The sequence below is a fragment of the Caulobacter sp. UNC358MFTsu5.1 genome (assembly GCF_000712075.1).
Taxonomy (GTDB): domain Bacteria; phylum Pseudomonadota; class Alphaproteobacteria; order Caulobacterales; family Caulobacteraceae; genus Caulobacter.
On sequence record NZ_JONW01000005.1, the window covers coordinates 157,201 to 178,911 of the forward strand.

Consider the following 21,711-nt stretch of genomic DNA (forward strand, 5'->3'; position numbering starts at 1 on the left):
GGCATCTAGTCTCCCGTACGCTGTTGCTTGATCTTGTTTTCGTAAGTTTCGCGGGCCGCGTTCACCGTGGGGCGCATCGAGACCTCGGGCACCGCCACGTCCCACCACGCGCCGCCGCTCTCGGTGGTCGGCATCGGGTCGGTGTCGATCACCACGACATAGCTACGGTCGCTGGCCTTGGCGCGTTGCAGCGCCGCCCCCAGCGCCGCGAGATTGGCGACCTTCTCCGAACGCGCGCCCAGGCTGGCGGCATGGGCGGCGAAGTCAATGTCGGGCAAGGTCTGGTGGACCGTGTCGGCCAGCAGGTTGTTGAACGGCGCGCCGCCGGTCGCGGCCTGCAGGCGGTTGATGCAGCCATAGCCGCGGTTGTCGAGCACCGTGACGATCAGCTTGGTCCCCAGCATGACCGAGGTGGCCAGCTCGGAATTGAGCATCAGATAGCTGCCGTCGCCGACCATAACGTGGACCTCGCGGTCCGGCGCGGCCATCTTCACGCCCACCGCGCCGGCGATCTCGTAGCCCATGCACGAGAAGCCATATTCGACGTGATAGCCGCCAGGCTGCTTGGTGCGCCAGAGCTTGTGCAGCTCGCCGGGAAGGCCGCCGGCCGCGCAGACCACCACCGCATCGTCGGACGCCGCGCGCGACACCGCGCCCAGCACCTGGGCGTCGGTCGGCAGGGCGCGCTCGTCCGGCGCCGTGGCGGCGTCGAAGATGGCGTCCCAGCCGGCAACGCGTCCCACGCTCTCGTCCATCCAGGCGGCCGGGGCCTTCCAGCCGTCCAGCCGCTCGGCCAGGGCGGAGATCACCGCGCCGGCGTCGCCGACCACGCTGACCGCGCCGTGCTTGTGGGCGTCGTGCGGCGCGACATTGACCTGCACCAGCTTACGGCCCGGCGCGCCGAACAGCGCCCGCGAGCCGGTGGTGAAGTCTTGCAGCCGCGTGCCGATCCCGACGATCAGGTCGGCCGCCTCGGCGGCGGCGTTGGCGGCCGACGAGCCGGTGACGCCGACGCTGCCCAGGTTGCACGGATGATCCCAGACCAGCGCGCCCTTGCCGCCCTGCGTCTCGGCCACCGGCACGCCGGTGTCGAAGGCCAGGGCCGCCAGGGCCGCCTCGGCGCGGGCGTACAGCACCCCGCCCCCGGCCACGATCAGCGGCGTCTTGGCGGCCTTGATCAGGGCGACCAGATCGTCCAGCTCGCGCGGGTCCGGCTGCGGCGCGCGGATGCGCCAGACGCGCTTGGAGAAGAAGGCTTCCGGATAGTCGAAGGCCTCGGCCTGGACGTCCTGGCAGAAGGCCAGGGTCGCGGGTCCGCAGGTCGCCGGATCCAGCATGGTGGCCAGGGCGCGCGGCAGGCAGTCGAGGATCTGCTCGGGCCGGACGATGCGGTCGAAATAGCGCGACACCGGCTTGAAGCAGTCGTTGGCGCTGATCGTGCCGTCGCCGAAGTCCTCGACCTGCTGCAGCACCGGATCGGGCCGGCGGCTGGCGTAGACGTCGCCGGGCAGGAACAGCACAGGCAGGCGGTTCACGTGCGCCAGGGCGGCGGCGGTGACCATGTTGGTCGCGCCCGGGCCGATCGAGCTGGTGCAGACCATGGCCCGCTCGCGCCGCGACTGCTTGGCGTAGGCGATGGCGGCATGGGCCATGCCCTGCTCGTTGTGGGCCCGCCAGGTGGGCAGCACGTCGCGGACGCCATGCAGGGCTTCGCCCAGGCCGGCGACATTGCCGTGGCCGAAGATCGCCCAGACCCCGGCGAAGTACGGGACGACGCCCTGGCGGGTCTCGACATGTTGCCGGCTCAGCCAGCGGACGGTCGCCTGGGCGGCGGTGAGACGAACAGTAGCCATTACGCGGCCTTCTCCCCAGCGGCGCGCGCTCGGCGCCAGGCTTCGACCAGGACCGTCAGCTTGCCGGCCAGCGCCCGCACGGCCGCGTCGTCGTCGAGACGGTCGCTCAGCCAGTCGCGGGCCACATCGTAGAAGATGGTCCGGCCGACGGCGAAGCCCTTGATGATCGGGAAGCGCGCGGCGACCTCGAACGAGGCCAGCAGTTCGGCCTCGGGGGCGGACAGGCCCAGCAGCACCACGCCGCGGCACAACGGGTCGTTCTCGTTGACCGCGCTCTCGATCTCGCGCCAGGCGGCGGGGTCGGCGACGGGCTCCAGCTTCCACCAGTCGGGGCGCACGCCGATGGCGTAGAGCCGGCGAATGGCGCGGGCCACGGTGTGGGAGTCGGTGTCCATGCCCTTTGGCAGGATCACCTCGACCAGCAGCTCGTGGCGGGTCTTGCGGCAGGCGTCGAACAGCCGGAGCAACTGGCGCTCCTGGCGCTCGCGCAGCGCGATCTCATCGTCGGGATGATAGAAGACCAGGCACTTGACCACGTGGTTCAACGGCCACTCGGCCAGTTCGGTGGCCACGTCGGCCGAGCTCTCGAACTCCAGCGGCCGCGACTTGGGCAGCTCGATCGGACGACCGATCCAGTAGGGGCGATCGGCCGCCTGGGCCAGGGCGTCGAAGCCGAATCGGCCGTCCAGCAGCACGCCGAAGCGATCGTCGCCCCCCGCCACCGCCTCGACGGCGCGCAGGGCCAGGGTCTTGAAGTGCGGGATGCGCGCGGCGTCGCCGCCGGTCTCGGCGATCAGGTCCTCGAACTGGCTGCGATGGTCCATGGCCAGCACCGTCAGTTCGTCGTGCACCCCCTCGCGGGTGGTGGCCCAGTGGGTGTGCTCCAGGTCGGCGTCCTCGCGCAGGCGGAACGGCCGCTCGCGCTCGCCCAGGAACTGCTCCAGCTCGATCCAGGTCGGCATGGCCGGGGCGCAGCCGTGGCGCGAGACGACGATGGCCCCGCAGGCGTTGCCCCACTCGCAGCAGGTCTCGACCGGCTCGCCGCGCAGCCAGCCGCGCAGAAAGCCGGCCATGAAGGCGTCCCCTGCTCCCAGCACGTTGAACACCTCGACCCGGAAGCCGCGGGCGCTGACGCCTTCGTCCAGCGTATCGGGAACGGCGCCCGGGAAGGCCACGCAACCGTCCGGACCGCGCTTGCAGACCAGCAGGGCGCCGGACCGCTCGCGGATGGCGCGCAGGGCGGCGATGGTGTCGGTCGTGCCGCCCAGGATGTGGATTTCTTCTTCGGTACCGACGATCAGGTCGCAGAGGGTCAGCACCTCCTGCAGCTTGCGCGTGACGTCCTGGTTCTCGACGAAGCGGTTCTCGCCGGCGTCCTTGCCGGTCAGGCCCCACAGCACCGGGCGGTAGTCGATGTCGAAGGCCACTCGGCCGCCGGCCGCCTTGACCGCCTTGGCCGCCTTCAGGCTGGCCGCGTAGACGTTGGGCTGGGACAGGTGCGTGCCGTTGATCAACACGGCGCCGGCCCGGGCGAACCAGGCCTCGTCGACGTCGCCGGCCTCCAGCGCCATGTCGGCGCAGTTCTCGCGATAGAAGATCAGCGGAAAGGTGTCGCGGTCGCGGATGCCCAGGACGACCAGGGCGGTCAGGCGCTCGGCGTCGGTCAGCACCCCGGCCACGTCGACGCCCTCGCGGGCCAGCTGTTCGCGGATGAACCGGCCCATGTGGTCGGCACCGACCCGCGTCAGCAGGCCGGTCTTCAGGCCCAGGCGCGCCCCGCCCGAAGCGGTGTTGGTCGGGCTGCCGCCCAGGTACTTGGCGAAGGAGGCCATGTCCTCCAGCCGGCCGCCGATCTGCTGGCCGTAGAGATCCACGCTGGAACGGCCCACGGCGATCAGATCGAGAGTTTTAGCGTCCTGCGCCATGCCAGTTCCACGTCACTTGGAGCCGGCTTCCCACCGGCGATATGTAACGCATATTCTAACTCTGGAACGCTTGCAATATCCATTTCATTTTGGAGGCGAGATAGAACAGATCGTTCAACCCGGCTTGGCGGCCTTGGCGGAGCGCCCCTTGGCGCGCGAGCTTTCGAAGGCGAATCCGATGACCAGGGCCTGGGCCAGGCAGATCGAGGCGGCCAGCGAGCGGAAGGTCCGCACCTCCGATTCGCGCACGTGCAGCACCAGCGCCGCCGGCTTGGCGATCGGGCTGACCAGGCTGTCGCTGATCGACAGGATGGCCGCGCCGCGCGCCGCCGCCATCTCGACCGCCTGGATCGTCTCTTCCGCATAGGGGTGGTAGCTGACGGCGATCAGCACGTCCTTGGGGCCGATGGTCTGGACCTGCTGCTTGGTCAGGCCCGCCACGCCGTCGATGAACAGGGTGCGCTTGTTCACCTGCTGCAGCGAATAGGCCAGGTACGAGGCCACCGGGAACGAGCGCCGGAAGCCGACCACATAGACCGTCTCGGCCTTGTCGATCATCTTCACCGCCTGGGCCATGTCAGCCTCGCTGACCGTCTGGGCCAGGTTCTGCAGGGCCAGGGTGTTGCCCTCGACGAACTCGGCCAGCACGTCGGCCCCGCCCTCGGGCTTCTTGGCGACCGCCTCGTTGAAGTGGCGCACGCGCTCGCCGTATCCCAGGGCCGCGTGGCCCGACAGCAGGCCGTCGCGGAACAGCCGCTGCATCTGGCTGGCGCCGGGATAGCCGAACGTCTTGGCGAACCGGACGATGGCCGACGGCTGCACGCCGCAGCGCTCGGAGATCACCGCCAGGGTCTCCAGCGCCATCTCGTTGGGCTCGTCCAGCACATAGCGGGCGATCTGCTGCAGGCGCTTGCTCAGCGAGTCGTAGCGCTCGAGAATCGCCGCGCGCAGTTCCTCGGCCGTCTTCGGCGCCGTTTCCAACGCCGGGGTCGCTTCGTCCATCGGTCCCTCGATATGATCGCTCTAGAATTAGAATATCCGTTCCGCGCCCGAACACAAACGCACCAGATTCATCGCCGCATTCCACTTTCCATCTGGAAGGAATTTTTGTTCCATATTACAGCACAATGGAACGCGGCCCCGGAGAGCCGCCGATCGGGGAGTGACGAACATGATCAAGGTGGCTCAGCTGGGCGCGGGCAGGATGGGGGCGATCCACGCCCGCAACGCCGCCGCCAATCCCCGCCTCGACCTCGTCGCCCTGGTCGATCCCCGCCCCGAGGTCGCCGGCCCCCTGGCCCAGGCGCTGGGCGCGCGACTGGCCAGCTTCGACGCGGTTCTGGCCGATCCGGACATCAAGGGGATCATCGTCGCCAGCTCGACCGACGCCCATCTCGACAACGCCCTGGACGCCCTGCGCGCGGGCAAGGTCGTCTTCTGCGAAAAGCCGCTGGACCTGGACCTGGCCCGCCTGCTGGCCGCCTCGGGCGAACTCGAGAAAGCCGAGGGCAAGCTGTTCGTGGCCTTCAACCGGCGCTTCGACCCGCACTACCAGGCCCTGAAGGCCAGGATCGACAGCGGCGCGATCGGCCAGCTGGAGAGCCTGCACATCGTCAACCACGACCCGGCCACGCCGCCCCCGGCCTTCATCCCGACCAGCGGCGGCCTGTTCAAGGACTTCACCATCCACGACTTCGACCTGGCGCCCTGGCTGATGGGCGAGCGGCCGGTCCAGGTGTTCGCCTGGGCCAGCTGCCTGATCGATCCGGAGATCGGCCGCCTGGGCGACGTCGACACCGCCAAGGTCGTGCTGACCACCGCTTCGGGCCGCCTGTGCATGATCAGCAACAGCCGCCGCAGCGGCTACGGCTACGACCAGCGCATCGAGGCCTTCGGCTCGAAGGGCGCGGCGCGGGTCGACAACCTGACCAACACCGCCGTGTCGGTGTGGGGCGAGGCCGGCGCCCAGGCCGACAAGTTCCCCTACGCCTTCATCGACCGCTACGCCGGCGCCTATGCCGCCGAGATGGATCATTTCGCCGATGTCCTGGAAGGCAAGGCCGCGCCGGAGACCGGCTTCGCGGCCAGCGTCGCCTCCCTGGAACTCGCCGAAGCCGCCGCCCGCTCGGCGGCGACCGGCGCCCCTGTCCGACTCTAGAGTATCGAGGTTCCCATGCACGACATCGCCATTTTGGGCGCCGGCCGCATCGGCCGCATCCACGCCAAGAACGTCGGCGGCCAGCCCGGCCTGCGCCTGAAATACGTGGTCGACCCGGTCGCCGCGGCGGCCGACAGCCTGGCGGCGGACACCGGCGCGAGCGTCACCGACCTCGACACCGCCCTGAACGATCCGGCCGTCGCCGGCGTCATCGTCGCCAGCTCGACCGACACCCACCTCGACTACTGCCTGAAGGCCGTGGCGGCGGGCAAGGCGGTGTTCTGCGAGAAGCCGATCGACCTGGACCTGGCCCGCGCGCGCTCGGCGCAAGGGCTGCTGGGCGGCAAGGACGTCAAGCTGTTCCTCGGCTTCAACCGCCGCTTCGATCCCAACTTCCAGGGCCTGAAGGCCCGGCTGGCCGGCGGCGTCGTGGGCGCGCTGGAGACGGTGCACATCACCAGCCACGACCCGGCCCCGCCGCCGGTGTCGTACGTCAAGGTGTCGGGCGGCCTGTTCAAGGACATGGCCATCCACGACTTCGACATGGCCCGCTGGCTGCTGGACGAGCCGGTCGTCGAGGTGTTCGCCGCCGCCAGCTGCCTGGTCGATCCGGCCATCGGCGAGGCCGGCGACGTCGACACCGCCAAGATCCTGCTGCGCACGGCCTCGGGCAAGATCTGCGTCATCAGCAACAGCCGTCGCAGCGGCTACGGCTACGACCAGCGCATCGAGGCCTTCGGCGCCAAGGGCCTGGTGCGGGCCGACAACGTCATGGAAAGCACCGTCAGCGTCTGGGGCGAGGCCGGCGCGGCCAGCGACAGTTTCCAGAACTTCTTCCTCGACCGCTACGCCGAGGCCTACCGCCGCGAGATGGCGCACTTCGCGGGGATCCTGCGCGGGGATGAACTGCCGTCGGTCGGCTATGTCGACGGCGTCGAGGCCCTGGCCCTGGCCGAGGCGGCGGGCCAGTCGGCGAAGACCGGACAGGTCGTGAAGCTGTAAGACCCTTCTCCCCCTGCGGGAGAAGGTGGCGGCCGAAGGCCGACGGATGAGGGGTCGCACCGGCGAAAGCCGCGCGGCCCCTTCTTCGTCCGGCGTTTGAGAGACCCTTCATCCGGCCCTTCGGGCCACCTTCTCCCGCAAGGGGAGAAGGACGCAAAAAGAACGGCGGCCCTCTCGCGAAGGCCGCCGCTTCCAGTCTCACCTAGCAGGTTGGTTCAGTTCTTCGCCGGATTGGCCAGCTTGCCGCCGACGATCTTCTGGAAGGTCTCCAGCGGGCACACCGTGGCGTCGCCCTTCACGCCGCAGCCGGGGATCGGGAAGTACGAGAAGGCCGGCGGATTGCTGGCGGTCAGCGGCTGCAGCTCGCGCAGTTGGTCCATGCTCTGGGCCGTGTAGAAGGCGCGGACGAAGGCGTGGCCGCCGCTGTCCTTCAGCAGCTCGAAGCCCATGGCGCCGCCGGGGGGCGGATCGTCCCGGGGATAGTCGGCGGCGGTGAAGTGGGCGCCGAAGAAGCCGCGCAGGGCGGCGATGTTGGTGTCGTGGCCGACCAGCAGGGTCAGGCGGCCGGTATCGGCCTCGCCGTTCAGGGCCGACAGCAGACGCTTGGCGATCGGGGCGGCGTAGCGTTCGGCGATGTAGGGCGCGCCGACCTCGTAGTTGAACTTCACCGGATGGAAGCGAAGCATGGCGTGGATGTCGGCCTTGGAGGCGCGGCCCCAGCCGACCTGGTCCATCGGCTTGCCCTCGACATATTCCAGCAGGACGGTCTGGCCGCCGGTCGAGGCGATCGACAGCGCGCCTTCCAGGTCGGGACTGTCGCCCTTGTTGCCCTTCAGCTCGGACGGACGCTTGGCGATGTCGCAGCCGGCCTTGGTGGTCGGATCGCAGCCCAGCACGCGTTGCAGCACCGCGAAGTCCGCCGCGTGGACGCGCGCCTCGGCGGCGACGCCGGGCTTCTGCCGCTGGGCGGCCTTCAGCGCGATGTCGCCGTCGATGCCCTCGGCCGGATGGAAGACCGGGTCGTTGTCCTCGGTCTCGGGATGGTCGACCACGATGCCGCAGCCCGGCTGCAGGCCCTCGACGAACGACTCGGCGGTTTTGATGGCGCGCGACTTGCCGCTGGCCCAGACCACGATCTCGCCCTTGGGCGCGCAGCCGTCGCGCGGGATCAGGCCGCGCGCGCCCAGGAAGGTGCGGTTATAGGCGCCCATCAGCCGCGCGCCTTCGATCCCATGCGGCGTCAGCTCGCCGAACGGCGTGGTCCAGGTCGACCAGGGCTGGGCGGTCGTGCCTTCCGGCGTGGCGGGCGACTTGGTCGGCGGGCGGACGCTGTGGCGCATGACCATGACCATGCGGTCCAGCTTCAGATCGCCGGTCGGACCGCCGTTCGAGGCGGCGGCCGCCGGGCTCGTGACCATGGCCGCGGCTAGGGGCGCGGCGATCATCGCGGCCGTCATCAGTGCGTATCGAAGTCTCGCCATAACGCCTCCCTCGCCGCTCACGGTCGGCGGCTTGCTTGTTGACCGAGTTGTACGAATGGATATTCTATTTTGCAACTCAGTTAGAATTTTTAGTGCAATTTTTGTCGCCCAGCCCGATTTCGTCAGCGGGGCGTCAGGGCGACCGCTCTAGCCAGGTCGCACGACACAGATGCGACATCAGGGGGACCACATGATCCATCGCCGCACCACCTTCGCCGCCGCCAGCGTCCTGGCCCTGCTGATCGCCGCCCCGGCCCTGGCCCAGACCGCCGGGGTGGCCCCGGTCGGCGCGACCGTCCCGACCGCTCAGGGCGGCGCCAACGCCTCCGCCCTGCTCTACAACGCCGCCGATCCGGCCAAAAGCGTCATCGCCGCCACCGGCGAGTTGGGCGGGCTGGAGTTCTACGGCCTGGACGGCCAGCGGCGCTCGGCCCTGGCCGGCGGCGAGACCTACGGCGTCGACGTGCGCGGCGACCTGATCGCGGTGCTGGACCGCAAGGACGGCCGCCTGCGCCTGTCGCGCTACGACTTCGCCGGCGGGACCGCCGCCAGCCTCGACGCCCGCCCCCTGACCCTGGGCTACGCCGGCGAAGGCCTGTGCCTGCACAGAAGCGCCCGCGACGGCGCGCTCTACGCCTTCACCCTGGGCGGCGAGGGCCAGTTGGACCAGTGGCTGCTCTTCCAGGCCGCCGACGGCAAGCTGGACGGCCGCATCGTGCGCCGCCTGCACCTGTCGTCCGAGGCCAAGTACTGCGTCGCCGACGACGCCGCCGGCACGCTGTATGTCGCCCAGCAGGCGGTCGGCATCTGGCGCTACGACGCCGATCCCGAGGCCGAGGCCGTGGCGACCGTGGTCGACATCAACCGCCTGGGCCGCATCAAGGGCGAGGTCGGCGGGCTGGCTGTCCTGAACGGCGGCGCGGGGGGAAACTACCTGGTGGCCGCCAACGCCGACGCCGGCGACTACAATGTCTATGACCGCAACGCCGACGACCGCTTCCTGGGCGCCTTCCGCATCCAGGCCAATGGCGCGGACGTGCTGCAAGGCCCGTCGGGCCTGTTCGGCCTGCGCGCGCCCGTCGGCCCGGGCCTTCCGGCCGGCGCCCTGCTGGTCACCGACGATCGCAAGGCCGGGGCCAACACCCAGGTGCTGTCGTGGAAGGACGTCGCCGCCGCCCTGAACGTCTCGCCCGGCGCCGACGCGCCGACGGTCGCGCCCAGCAAGCTGGCCCTGGTGACGGCCACCATGGAGACCCAGCCGGTCGAGCACGGCGGCGACGCGGCCGACGACCCGGCCATCTATGTTCACCCGACCGATCCCGACAAAAGCGCCATCATCGCCACCGATAAGAAGGGCGGCATGCTGGTCTACGATCTGGCGGGCAAGCCGCTGCAGTACCTGCCCGACGGCAAGATGAACAATGTCGACCTGCGCCACGGCTTCAAGCTGGGCGGCAAGAGCGTCACCCTGGTCACGGCCAGCGACCGGACGCACAAGGCCATCGCGATCTACACGATCGACCCGGACACCCGGCAGCTGACCAGCGTCGCCGACGGCGTCCAGGCCACCGGCCTATCGGATCCCTACGGCCTGTGCATGTACCGCAACAGGAAGGGCGCGACCTTCGTGTTCATCAGCGATCCCGACGGCCTGGTCCGTCAGTGGAAGCTGGTCGCCACCCCGGCCGGCAAGGTCCGCGCCGAAGCCGTGCGCGACGTGAAGTTCGACACCCAGACCGAAGGCTGCGTCGCCGACGACGAGACCGGCGCGCTGTATGTCGCCGAGGAGGACGTCGCGCTGTGGAAGCTGGGCGCCGAGCCGGCCACGGGCACGGCCCGCAAGGCCGTCGCCCGCGTGGCCGACAATCCCGCCCTGAAGGACGACCTGGAGGGCGTGGGCCTCTACGCCCAGTCCGGCGGCAAGGGCTATCTGGTGGTCTCCAGCCAAGGCAACAACAGCTACGCCCTGTTCCGGCGCGAGGGCGACAACGCCTTTGTCGGCAGCTTCGCCGTGATCGCCGACGGCGCGACCGGCATCGACGGCATATCCGAGACGGACGGCCTGGACGTCACCAGCGCCTCGCTGGGCGCGGGCCTGGAAGGCGGCGCCTTCGTCGCCCAGGACGGCCGCAACGTCTCCCCGCCCGAGAACCAGAACTTCAAGCTGGTCCCGTGGTCCACGATCCCCCGGAAGCTGGGGCTGAACTGAGCCGAGCAAGATCGGCATGGCGCCGCTACAGGCGGTCACGCCGATATGCGCCAGGAGCTGACGTTGGCCCAGCTCCGGCAATTGGACCTTAAAGGCGCGTCGTTGCGCCGAGCCGATCCTCAAGGACGCTGCGTTGCGTATTGCCTTCCACATAAAGGCCGAGCATCGTCGCGCCATTCCTTGAAGTGGGCTTGAGCGTGACGGAAATCGCTGACGACATTGCGGCGATCGCCTCGATCGGGCTTGTTCCCAGAATTCTACAGAACATATGCCGCCTGACCGGTATGGGGTATGCGGTCGTCGCTCGGGTCACGGCCGATCGTTGGGTCGCCTGCGCGGTGGCTGACGACATAAACTTTGGCTTGCCGGTCGGCGGCGAGCTGAAGGTCGAGACGACGCTTTGCGGCGAAATTCGCGACCATCACCGATCAGTCGTGATCGACCACGTCGCGGCCGACCCGGTCTATAGCAACCATCCCACACCTGCGATGTATGGACTGCAAAGCTACATCGCCGTCCCCATTTTCCGCCGCGGCGAGTTCTTTGGCACCCTGTGCGCAATTGATCCGGCGCCGGCTCCGCTGACGGATCGCGACGCGCAGGAGACCTTCGAGATCTTCGCGGAATTAATCGGCCAGAAGCTAGCGGATCAGCAGCAGCTGGCGTTGAGCCAGGCGGCGCTGTCAGATGAACGGGCCGGTTCTGAACTGCGCGAGCAGTTCATCGCCGTGCTCGGCCACGACCTGCGCAACCCGTTGGCCGCCATCGAGGGCGGCGTGCGCCTTCTGCGCAAAGACCCGACCGGGCCGAAGAGCGGCTGGATCCTCGGGCAGATGGAGACGAGCACCGCGCGAATGGCCGGCCTGATTTCTGACGTAATGGATTTCGCACGCGCCCGTCTGGGCGGCGGCTTCAATGTCGATCTTTCTCTCGAAAACGACGTCGGGTCCGCACTGCTCGATGTCGTGTCTGAGCTTCGGACCGCCCATCCCGAACGGATCATCGAGGCTGACGTCGACATTCCCACGCCGGTGCCGGCCGACCCCGCCCGATTAGCTCAGCTCCTTTCGAACCTTTTGGCCAATGCGTTGACCCATGGCGCCGGAGACGCGCCCGTTTCGGTCGAGGCCAAGATTGTGAACGGCGTGTTCGAGCTCTCCGTGGCCAATCAAGGTCCGCCGATCCCTAGAGAAACGCTTGCCCGTCTTTTCCAGCCGTTCGAGCGGGCCGCGGCCAAGCCGACACAGCAGGGCCTTGGGCTTGGCCTTTACATCGCGTCCGAAATCGCGCGCGCCCACAATGGGAACCTGAGGGCCAGTTCGGATGCGACCGAGACGCGCTTTACCTTTCGCATGCCGCTCGAGAACTAGCGCGACCACTCAGATGCGTGTGCCGCCCCCCCAACCAGCTTGTTGGTGGACTGTGGCCGACCCGCGCCATCAGCGGACCTTCCGATCAGTGCAGAGAGAAGACCTTGAGAAATGTGAGCGGCGGCGTTGGCTCGTACCATATCAACACCCCCGGCTAGGGTCTTGGTTGCGCCTGCGCCTGGCCCAGTTCAACCCGCCGGAAGCAGACACCAGCTTTGAAGCGACGATCCTCAGTTAGATAGCTGTGCGCAAGCATCAGCTCGTACCGTGCCATGAATGGCAGGTCCCCGAGCGCGAAGGCGTCGCTGTCGTGAAGAATGCAGAACACGACTGTGTAGTCGGTGTCGTTGAAGTCAGCTGCCTTTGCCGGAAGCAACCCCGCAAACCGCGCCTTGTCCTTGGTTGCGTTGGCGTCGTGGTCATCGTTCTGGACCCACTCGGCGATCCCCACACGGGTCGGCTCGTCGGAGCAGATCGCATGGGAGTACATCTTGGCCTGCGTGAACAGATGGCTGATGGAAGCTGATCCGGACGCGTACTTCTTCACATGCACGAAGTGCTTGTTGCCGTGCAGTAAATCACAAACCTCGTAAAGGCGACGCCCCGCTATTTCGATCTTGGCTTGGTCGAGGAGGAAGAGGTCGTCGCTGCCCCGGGCGGCCGCCTCGTTGTAGACTTCCTCGCGGTTCTGGTTGCGCCCGGCATGGAAGATATTCGTTCCTGCGGGTAGGTACGGCGCATCAACGTCAAGATCGCGGGCGTTGAAGTAGCCATCGACCTTGTCCTTGAGCTCTTGCGAGACCTCGCGCCACAGGCCGTTCGAAAGGACGTAGGTCTTCCCCAGATACTCAAGTTCGGCGACGATGCACTGATAGGTATTCCAGAGAGGGAAGGTCCGCTCCTGCTCCTCATCGTACCGATAGATGGGCCACGTCCGGAGCTTGCCAGCCGTTAGGTTCCGGATGAACCGGCGGGTCGCCACGATGTCGTCGATCCGAAGGTCATCGAAACGGGGAACTTCGTCGTCATCTTCCTCGCGCTTTCGGTAGGCGAAGCTTGGATCATCCACCTCAAGGAACTCCGGAGGAGCGAGATGGATCTTGGAGAAGTCCAGCGCTTCGATCTTCGCGCAGAGCGCCGCGTCGAGAGCATCCACGATGTCAGGGTCCGACTCGTGCCGAAGATTGTCGTAGCTTCTGAATTCGGTGTCGCGGTAGTCGGCGGCCCAATAACGCTCTTCAAGGCGACGGCAGACGTCGGCAAGCGCCGACCAGCCGAACTGCGCATCCTTCGGTAGCTTGATCTGGATGCTGTCCTTGCCCTTGAAGGACTCGATCAGGTCGGCATAGGCATTCTTCACGCTCCCGGCGAGGGTACGAAGGATTTCCGCCTCGGTGTTGATCCCGAATGCGCGAAGGCTCGCGCCGATGCTGGCCTGGCGTTCGGTCTGGCGGCTGATCGCCTCGTGTGCGGATGTCTGGACGCGACGGAGTTTGTCGATGTCGCAGATATTCATCCCGACCTTGATGCCGAAGTCGTGGACGATGCGGGATCGATCGAGGAAGGCGTCGCCGTGCTGACCGAAGGTGGCGACGTAGTGGACATTGTCGCCGGCATCCGTCGAGACGCGCAGAGCCATGATGGCCCGCGGGAAGAAATTGTGGGCGACGTACGTGTATCGCTTGACGTCGAATCCCGAGTTCAGAAAACGCAGCCACGGAATGGCGTCGTCTGTCTTCTCAGCGCCGCCCGCTTTCACGTACCTGATGTAACCTGAGTAGCCGGCGTCGGCGTCGGCGAACGAGTCATACGTGTTCAGGTCGCCGTTGAGATAGTCGTCGAACTCAAGGTCGGACTTGATCTTGTAGAGAGTGACTCTCTTTATTTCACTCATCCTCCCCCCCTGGCAGCCGGCATTGCCAGCAGCTTAGCAGCGATGGAGGCAAATCCGCTAGGGATGGCTGTAGTACGGACGTATGCGCGCGTGACGCGAGATCAAATCGCCGCAAGCGGCCCTTCATTTAGCCGCGCACGAACCTGCTGCCAGCCTGGCATGTGCCGATCGAGAAGGGCTGCGAAGTGTTCGTTGTGGTTCGCCACAACAAAGTGAGCGAGCTCGTGAAGCGCAACATAGTCGAGGCAATCGACCGGAAACCGCGCGAGATCGAGGTTGAGCCTGACGGTGCGGTTGCCGGGGTTGCTGCTGCCCCATTTGGTGCGCATGCGCTGGACGTAGAAGCGGTCGAGTGAGACGCCGAGCCGCTCCTGCCATTTAGCAAGGAGCGGAGCGGCCTGACGGCGCACTTCGGCACGATACCAGTCCTCAAGCACTTGGCGGCGCGTCGCAGCCGTCGCCTGATGCGGCGCACTGAGTTCAATCGAGCGGCTGCTGATTTCGACGCCGGGATCGCCATCTGCCAGGCGGAGCAGATAGCGCCGGCCCCAGAGATAATGGCTTTCGCGCTCCAGAAACTCGCGGGGCGTTTCACGCGGCTGCGCACAGATCTTCCGCTGATGGCGCTTGATCCAACCGATCTTCGCGACCGCGAAGAGCCGTATACCTTCGAGGGTCATGTGATGGGGCGCTGAGATGCGCACCCGGCCTGTGGGCGGATAGACGCTGAGGTGGACGTTCTTGATGTCCTTGAACACCACATCGACCGACACGTCGCCAAGGCTGAGCACCTGTGCCATCAATACTCCCGCTGAGCCTTGATGATCGCGAAAACGCGTTCGACCTCGGCTTCTTCGCCAAGGACGTCGTACATGGCGGCCTTAATGACGCGCTCCTTCGGCTCGACGCCGCGCCAGCCATCCGGACGAGCATCCTTGACGGCGTGATCAACGCGAAGGGCCAGCTCCTCGTTCTCGCCGAGGTTATTGAAGAGCGCGCGCTTGCCGGGCGTGTCGAGGGTCGGCGGCGCTGCGGCCGCCGCGCCCTTACTGAGCTGGGCGGCGATCTCCGCGATGCGCTTGAGATAGGCTTCGTAGTCGATGGCCTTGGCCTTGCGGGCCCGGATGATCTCTTCGAGCAGCGCTGAAATCCGCTCGTAATAGGCGGGGTCGTTCAGGTGCTCTTTGACGATCTTGCTGCGGACATTGTTTTCAATCGTCTCGGCGATGGCCTGCTGATCGCCCTTGAGGCCCCCAAGCTGGCCCGCGATCACGGCGGCAATGCCGCTTTTGACGATGAGATCGACGAGGCTGATCCCGTCGAAGGGGGAGATTTTCCGCGGCTCGTCAGCCTCGATATAGGTGTCGATGAGGTGCCGCATATCGGCCTCGTAGGCCTTGAGATCGAGGACTTCGCTGCTGGCCAGCTTGATCATGTCGCGCAGGCGAACGTAGTGCTCGACTTGGCCTTTGATCCGGGTGATGTCGTCTTTGCTGTAGCCGGCTTCCTCCATCTCGTCGGCGATGCCCGCATAGGACCGGACGAGTGAGGCGACCGCCTTGTAGAGCGCGGCGCGCTGCGGCTCGTGCTCCTCGAGATCGGTGGCGATCTCGGTGTTGCCGCAGAAATAGCGGATGTGCTCGAGCTCGCCGCGCGGCGGCTCGACTGGCTCACACAGTGTCGCCAGCACTTCGAGCGCGTCGTCCAGGCGCTCGCGGCCCTTCTCAAGGCGGTCCTTGATCAGGATTTCGGGGCTCGCGCCGCCGGCGCTGTCGTCGATCTCGGAGGTGTAGACGGAGATCGCGTTCTCGACCTTCTTGAAGAGGTCTTTGTAGTCGACGATGTGGCCGAATTCCTTGTCCTCACCGTCGAGGCGGTTCGTCCGGCAGATGGCCTGGAACAGGCCGTGATCCTGCATGGATTTGTCGATGTAGAGATAGGTGCAGCTGGGGGCGTCGAAGCCGGTCAGCAACTTATCGACGACGATCAGCAGCTTCATGTTCACCGGCTGGTGGATGAAGCGGTCTTTGACATCCTCTTCGTAGCTCTCGGTCCGGGACATTCCGGGCTTGGCTTCAACGTCCTTCAGGAGCGCCGTGTAAGTGTTGTAGATGAACTGCTTGTCGGTTTCGGAGTTGGCGCCGGTTTCCTCCTTGGTTACATCCTGGGCTTGCGGGTTGTAGGAGGTGACGAGCGCGCAGCGCCCTTTGAGGGTGGTCTTCTGGAACGCCTCGTAAAACTTGCAGGCTTCGTAGATGCTGGACGCGACCAGGATGGCGTTGCCGCGGTCGTCGCTCAGGCGCGGTTTGACGCCAAAGTCATGGGCGATGTCCATGACGATGCGCTCGATCCGGTGCCGCGAGCTGAGCACGGTCTGCATCGTGCCCCACTTCTTCTTGAGCTCGTCCTTCTGCCAGTGGTTGAGCCCCTTGGTTTTGGCGTCGAACCAGGCCTCGATCTTGTCCTCTGAGCCGAGCTTCTGGTCGATGTCGCGGGCCTCGTAGACTAGATCGAGGACCACCTCGTCGTCGACGGCTTCGCTGAATTTGTAAGTGTGGATGTAGCTCCCAAAGACCTCGAGACTGGTGGCCTTGTCCTGCTTCAGGAGCGGCGTCCCGGTGAAGCCGACGAAGACGGCGTTCGGCATCATGGCCTTCATGGCGCGATGGAGTTTGCCGCTCTGTGTACGGTGGCACTCATCAACGAAGACGAACACTTCGCCGACCGCGACGCTCGGCTGCTCTTCAAGCTCCTTGATGAAGGCATCGAACTCGTCGCCCTTGCGCCCGAACTTGTGGACGAGCGAGCACAGCAGGCGCGGCGCGGCCTGGCCGAGTTTGGCCATGAGATCGCGGCCACTGCTGGTGCGGTGGATTTGTTCGCCGGCATCGGTGAAGACGCGCTTGATCTGCTTATCGAGTTCGTCGCGGTCGGTGATGATCGCGATGCGCGCGTTGGGGTTTTTCTCCAGTATCCACTTGGCGAGGAGCACCATGACGATGCTCTTCCCGGAGCCCTGGGTGTGCCAGATGATCCCGCCCTTGCGCTGGCGGACATGCTCCTGCGCCGCCTTGATCCCGAAATACTGGTGAACCCGGGGCAGCTTCTTCTGGCCCCCATCGAAGAGCACGAAGTCGTGCATGAGCTCGATGAGCCGGCCTTTCCGGCAAAGTTTCAGGAGATACTTGTCGAGCTTGAAACGGGCGTTGTCGTCTTCATCTTCCTTCCACTTGAGGAAGAACTTCTCCTGCGTGCCGATGGTCCCGTACTGGAGCCCTTCGGAGTCGTTGCCCGCGAAGACGATCTGCGTCGTCGCGAAGAAGGCCTCGTTGAACTCAGGCATCTGGTTCGAGAGGAGCTGCCGGATCCCGTCGCCGATGCTGACGCGGCTGCTCTTCAGCTCGATCACGCCGACGGCGATGCCGTTGATGTAGAGCACAAGGTCAGGCCGGCGCTCATGGCCGCCCTTGAGCGTCACCTCTTCGGCGACGGCAAAGTCATTGGCCTCCGGGTTTTTCCAGTCGATGACGGTAACGAGCTCGGTGACCTTGCCGGCCTCAACCTTCACCGGGACGCCGTAGCGGAGTAGCGAGTAGACTGCCTTGTTGTTGTCGTAGAGGCTGCGGCTGCTGTTGATCGCCTCTAGGCGAAGCCGGTAGGTGGCCGCCGCAATCTGCGCGTCGGAATGGCCCCGGCCTTTAAGCCAGGGCGTAAGATACTCTTCTTCGATGCAGCTGTTGCTCTGCCGGTCGGACCAGTCGCCGAGATAGTCATATTTAAGCTCATCGCGGAGGAGCTCGATCACTCTCCGCTGCGTCGCGCGCTCTGCCTTGCCGACGTGATCGCTCATGCGAATGCCACCCGAGAGGCAAGGAGCTCTCGTCCCATGCCTTGCTTGATCTTGCGAGCCTTATCAAGGCGAAGGCTTAGGGCTTCGATCTCTCGATCTAGGTCCGAAAGAACACAAGCGATCGCGACTTGCTCGTCCGGGGGTGGCACATCCAGCTTGATGGCGGACAGGAGGCGGCCATTTGTCAGAGCCCGCGTCGTGTACGAAGCGGTCGCCATGATCTGACGGCGTACATACTCTGAGCGGAGAACGTGACCTGCGAAGGCTGGCTTCAGTAGGTCTTGCTTTGGCCTAGCACGGAGGACGAAGCCACTGAAGACAGCGTTTGCCAGCTCGTCAGTCAGTACGGATGCCATGCCGATTTCGTCGACCGTTTCGGAGGTTCTCGTGAAAAAGACGTCGTCCTTGCGGGCCGAGTAGTTGGATCGCTCGACCGCGCTGACCGTCACCCTGCCTGCGAGGCTATTCGGCCGAATATAGGGACTAGAGAACACATCCATGTAGTTGATGATAGGCGTGCCGATCCCAAAGAACCGCTTCTCCTTGTTGAGCCCATTTTTGAACTCGTAGGCGTCACTGAGGGTGTGCGAATTCCAAGCTTGCGTGAAACCGGCAAGGCGACGTTCACCAGTCAGCAGCTCCTGTGCAAACCCTTGCTTGATCGCCTTCTTCTTAGTGATGAGTGCCTGAATTCCATCTATCTGAGCGTCAGCGTCGAGGAGCTTGCGCGCGACATCTTCCTGCTCTGCGATGGTAGACGGGAGAGGAACATAGAGATTGTTGAGATCGCGCAGGTTGACAACGATCTGAGCGGAGCCAGCGCTCGGCTTCAGAAACTCAGCTCTGCCAACTGAAGAGTTCAGGTAGCAAGTCAGGAACTCTGGCAGCAACTCGTCGGTGGGTCGAAGCAACCCGACGGCGCGCGAGATATTCGCGCCTTCAAGGTCTGGCGGAACCACCGCGGCCTCGCCTGGGTAGCCGACGAGCGCAATCAAGACGTCGCCCATCTTGACGATGGTTCGCCTAAACTCGTCGCTTTTCGCGGGCGATACATGGGGCATGTCCCGGCCGATCCGGCCGGCCTTGATGTCGCCGCCGCGCACCATCGGCACACCGCTGCGCACGAAGGTCCCGGCGGTGACGATGCCATAAGTCGCATCCTGACTAAGCAGCGAGCGAAGGCGGGTCGGGGTCCACTCTGAACGGTTTGCTACCATGCGAACCCCATGGCCTTGAGATGGCCCTCAACCTTGGCTGATAGCTGCTCCGTGTTTGCGATCAGTGTCGGGAGAGACGTTTCATAGCGATCCGCGAGGGTTCGCGCCCTATCAGTCAATGTCTGGCTAATTCGATCCATCTCGCCGTGAATGTCAGCGTCCACCCGAGCGAGCCACTTTTCGTCGACGGCAAGGATCTGAACCTCTGGCTCGGTGAGCTTGGCGTACTGCGCGAGTGCTTTGGCGTCGAGTTCTGCCTCGGCGCGCTTCAGCCGCCTTTTGAGATCAGCCTCAACTTCCGAGAGGCGCAGCCACTCCTGAAGGGCTGCCAGTTCCTCCTCGGTGTCGGCTGCGCCCTTGAGGTCCTTTGTCTGTGCCTTGACGGACTTGGCCGTGATCTTGCGCTTGTCGCCTTCGCCCTCGACGACGTCGCTCAATAGCCCGTCGTCGCCGGCGTTCTCATCCTCGTAAGTCGCCAAGGCGTCCGACGCTGCTTCAAGACTGGCGGTGAGCGTTTCAATCTCCGCTTGGTCGGTCTCGAAGTAACGCGCGACGATCAGGTCCTTAGGCACGAGGTCGCAGGCCCAACCCTTGTCCTTCTCCCTACCCTTCTTGTCCTTCTCGATGATCCGGTAGGGGATCGCCTTCCAGCCGTCCTGCGCGACGGCGTAAACGTCGTCCTGCATCGTCTCCGCCCAGTAGTCCATGAGGTGCTGGTAGACGTCGTATTTGTCGATGAGGGGCTTGCCGGCGTAGTGGCCGAGGAGGCTCTCCGAAGTCTCGAAGATCACGTCATTGGGGTGGACGCCAACCTTCAATGCCTTCAGCTTCTGCGCGGCCTTCGTGCGCCAAGCAGCGAAGTGATCGCCCATCGATTTGATGAACGCGGCGAACTCCGGGTGCTCGTAGATCGTCGCCTTGATCGCCGCTTTCTCGGTCGCGAGCGCTACATAGCCAGGGCGCAGATCGCGGAAGAGCGCTGACCTCAACCCGGGGCACACTGCCCAATAGGCTTGAAGCGCATCGATATCGGCTTGCGGGATGCCGCCGCGGAGGTGGCCCTCGATATCCTGCCGGTCCTCCTGCTTCTGGCTGTCGATGTAGCGGGGGAGATTGAGGTTGAACTCGTTCTTCTCGATCTCTTCGAACGGGACCATGCGGGAGTAGCCAGGGAGATCGGCGAGCTTCGTGAAGGCGTCGACAATCTTGTGGATGTCCTGCACGCGGAGGCGGTTCTTGGGGCCGTCTTTGATGAAGCCCTGAGAAGCGTCGACGATGAAGATGCCTTTACGGGCCTGCGCGTCCTTCTTGTCGATCAGGACGATGCAGGCGGGGATGCCGGTCCCGTAGAACAGGTTCGCCGGTAGGCCGATGATGCCTTTGATGTAGCCCCTGCGGACGAGCGAGCGGCGGATCTCGGCTTCCGCGCCCCCGCGGAAGAGTACGCCGTGGGGCAGGATGCAGGCGCCGGTCCCGGTGCTCTTCAGGGAGCGGACGATGTGAAGGAGGTAGGCATAGTCGCCTTGCTTCGCCGGCGGGATGCCGAAGCCTTTGAAGCGGCCATGCTTGTCTTTGAGCGTGTCCAGGCCGGTGCTCCAGCGCTTGTCGCTGAAGGGCGGATTGGCGACGACAAAGTCGAAGGATTTGACGGTTTCACCGTCGAGGAATTTCGGGTCGGTGAGCGTGTTGCCTTGCTCCACGATGGCGGTCGGGTTGTCGTGGAGGATCATGTTCATGCGCGCGAGGCCGCTGGTCGCCGCGTCTTTCTCCTGGCCGTAGAGAGTGACCTTGGCCTGCGCCTCGTCGCCGACCTTGAGGAGCAGTGATCCTGAGCCGCAGGTGGGGTCATAGACGGTCGTGTCGTTACTGGTCGCGGCCTGGCGGATGCCGATGATCTGCGCCATGACCCGGCTGACTTCGGCCGGCGTGTAGAATTGACCTTTGGACTTGCCACTCTCCGTCGCGAAGTGACGCATCAGATATTCGTAGGCGTCGCCGAGAATGTCGTCGCCTTCGGCGCGGTTCTTAGAGAAGTCGAGGCTCGGCGCTTCGAAGATGGCGATGAGGTCCGTCAGGCGATCGACCATCTCCTTCCCGGAACCGAGCTTCACCGCGTCGTTGAAATCGGGGAAGTCCGCCTGGTTGAGCTGCTGGTTCGCGGCCGCCAGAGGCGCGATGATCTTCTTATTGATCTGGTCGCCGATGTCCGGCTTGCCCTTGAGCGCCACCATGTCGGCGAACGACGCGCCTTCGGGGATATTGATCGGCGCGAACTTCCGGCCCGCGTATTTGTCGCTCACATATTTGATGAACAGAAGCGAGAGGACGTAGTCCTTATACTGGCTCGCATCCATCCCGCCGCGCAGCGCGTCGCAGCTCGCCCAGATTGAGCTGTAGAGTTCGGATTTCTTGATAGCCATTCGCACTCGTCCAAGCCGCGAGCCTCAAGACGGCAGTCCGGCGATTCCCACCCATTGTGCGCGATCCGGGGGCCTCCCGATAGTGCTACGAAGGGGGCTTGGACTTCTGCAGAAGCTCTAGTCGGTGCCGGTCGCTCAAACTCCGAAGATCAGGTGAGCGTCGGCTGCTGACAGCGCGCGGCGAAGCTTGAATTGAGGGCGGAAGGCAGCCCTTCCGAACGTCGCCTAAGAGGCATGTTTGCCCGCTCGCGGATCGAAGTCGGAGGGGCCACCGCCGGCGCCGGGAAGCGGACCTTCCGAAGGTCAGAGAAGAGTCATTATCGGTGGTTCCG

At 65.3% G+C, this 21,711-nt stretch carries 13 protein-coding genes; 4 read left to right on the forward strand and 9 right to left on the reverse strand.

Going from position 1 to position 21,711, the window contains the following annotated elements; all coding sequences use genetic code 11:
* Positions 1-5: 5 nt before the first annotated feature.
* The 3 genes from iolD to BR39_RS0102885 form a co-directional block, all read right to left on the reverse strand.
* On the reverse strand, positions 6-1,853 hold the full coding sequence (gene iolD, locus BR39_RS0102875) for a 3D-(3,5/4)-trihydroxycyclohexane-1,2-dione acylhydrolase (decyclizing) (protein WP_029907522.1): 1,848 nt from the start codon (positions 1,851-1,853) through the stop codon (positions 6-8).
* Complete coding sequence (gene iolC / locus BR39_RS0102880) at positions 1,853-3,778, reverse strand: 5-dehydro-2-deoxygluconokinase (protein ID WP_029907524.1); 1,926 nt, start codon at positions 3,776-3,778, stop codon at positions 1,853-1,855. The genes iolD and iolC overlap by 1 nt, the downstream gene beginning before the upstream one ends.
* A gap of 114 nt (positions 3,779-3,892) precedes the next feature.
* On the reverse strand, positions 3,893-4,780 hold the full coding sequence (locus tag BR39_RS0102885) for a MurR/RpiR family transcriptional regulator (protein WP_029907526.1): 888 nt from the start codon (positions 4,778-4,780) through the stop codon (positions 3,893-3,895).
* 169 nt (positions 4,781-4,949) lie between these two features.
* Between BR39_RS0102885 and iolG (BR39_RS0102890) the strand changes: the two genes are divergently transcribed.
* Together iolG (BR39_RS0102890) and iolG (BR39_RS0102895) are read left to right on the forward strand one after the other, a co-directional pair.
* Complete coding sequence (gene iolG / locus BR39_RS0102890; RefSeq protein WP_029907528.1) at positions 4,950-5,936, forward strand: inositol 2-dehydrogenase; 987 nt, start codon at positions 4,950-4,952, stop codon at positions 5,934-5,936.
* Positions 5,937-5,951: 15 nt separating this feature from the next.
* The gene (gene iolG / locus BR39_RS0102895; protein ID WP_029907530.1) at positions 5,952-6,938 is read left to right on the forward strand and encodes an inositol 2-dehydrogenase; all 987 of its coding nucleotides are present in this window, start codon (positions 5,952-5,954) and stop codon (positions 6,936-6,938) included.
* A 215-nt stretch (positions 6,939-7,153) separates the two neighbouring features.
* Here iolG (BR39_RS0102895) and BR39_RS0102900 read toward each other — a convergent pair whose 3' ends face one another.
* A complete protein-coding gene (locus BR39_RS0102900; protein ID WP_029907532.1) occupies positions 7,154-8,419 on the reverse strand; it encodes a histidine-type phosphatase in 1,266 nt (421 codons plus the stop codon).
* Positions 8,420-8,609: 190 nt separating this feature from the next.
* On the opposite strand from BR39_RS0102900, the gene BR39_RS0102905 reads away from it, so the two are divergent.
* Together BR39_RS0102905 and BR39_RS0102910 are read left to right on the forward strand one after the other, a co-directional pair.
* Positions 8,610-10,628 carry a phytase gene (locus BR39_RS0102905; protein WP_156035558.1) on the forward strand — a complete coding sequence of 673 codons (2,019 nt, stop codon included), beginning with the start codon at positions 8,610-8,612 and terminating at the stop codon, positions 10,626-10,628.
* A 197-nt stretch (positions 10,629-10,825) separates the two neighbouring features.
* Positions 10,826-11,998: a GAF domain-containing sensor histidine kinase gene (locus BR39_RS0102910; RefSeq protein WP_156035632.1), complete on the forward strand. Its 1,173-nt coding sequence runs from the start codon at positions 10,826-10,828 to the stop codon at positions 11,996-11,998.
* A 154-nt stretch (positions 11,999-12,152) separates the two neighbouring features.
* Here the strand turns inward: BR39_RS0102910 and BR39_RS0102915 are convergent, their stop codons facing one another.
* From BR39_RS0102915 to BR39_RS0102935, 5 genes are all read right to left on the reverse strand, one after another.
* Complete coding sequence (locus BR39_RS0102915; RefSeq protein WP_029907538.1) at positions 12,153-13,892, reverse strand: DUF6119 family protein; 1,740 nt, start codon at positions 13,890-13,892, stop codon at positions 12,153-12,155.
* Positions 13,893-13,993: 101 nt separating this feature from the next.
* Positions 13,994-14,692, reverse strand: coding sequence for a M48 family metallopeptidase (locus BR39_RS0102920; RefSeq protein ID WP_029907540.1), 699 nt, complete (start codon positions 14,690-14,692; stop codon positions 13,994-13,996).
* Positions 14,692-17,742, reverse strand: coding sequence for a type I restriction endonuclease subunit R (locus BR39_RS0102925; RefSeq protein WP_029907541.1), 3,051 nt, complete (start codon positions 17,740-17,742; stop codon positions 14,692-14,694). Before BR39_RS0102925 ends, BR39_RS0102920 begins: the two co-directional genes overlap by 1 nt.
* The gene (locus tag BR39_RS25610) at positions 17,739-18,959 is read right to left on the reverse strand and encodes a restriction endonuclease subunit S (RefSeq protein WP_051695118.1); all 1,221 of its coding nucleotides are present in this window, start codon (positions 18,957-18,959) and stop codon (positions 17,739-17,741) included. Before BR39_RS25610 ends, BR39_RS0102925 begins: the two co-directional genes overlap by 4 nt.
* Entirely contained in the window at positions 18,953-21,379 is a 2,427-nt protein-coding gene (locus BR39_RS0102935; protein WP_029907545.1) for a type I restriction-modification system subunit M, read from the reverse strand. The genes BR39_RS25610 and BR39_RS0102935 overlap by 7 nt, the downstream gene beginning before the upstream one ends.
* Positions 21,380-21,711: the final 332 nt, after the last annotated feature.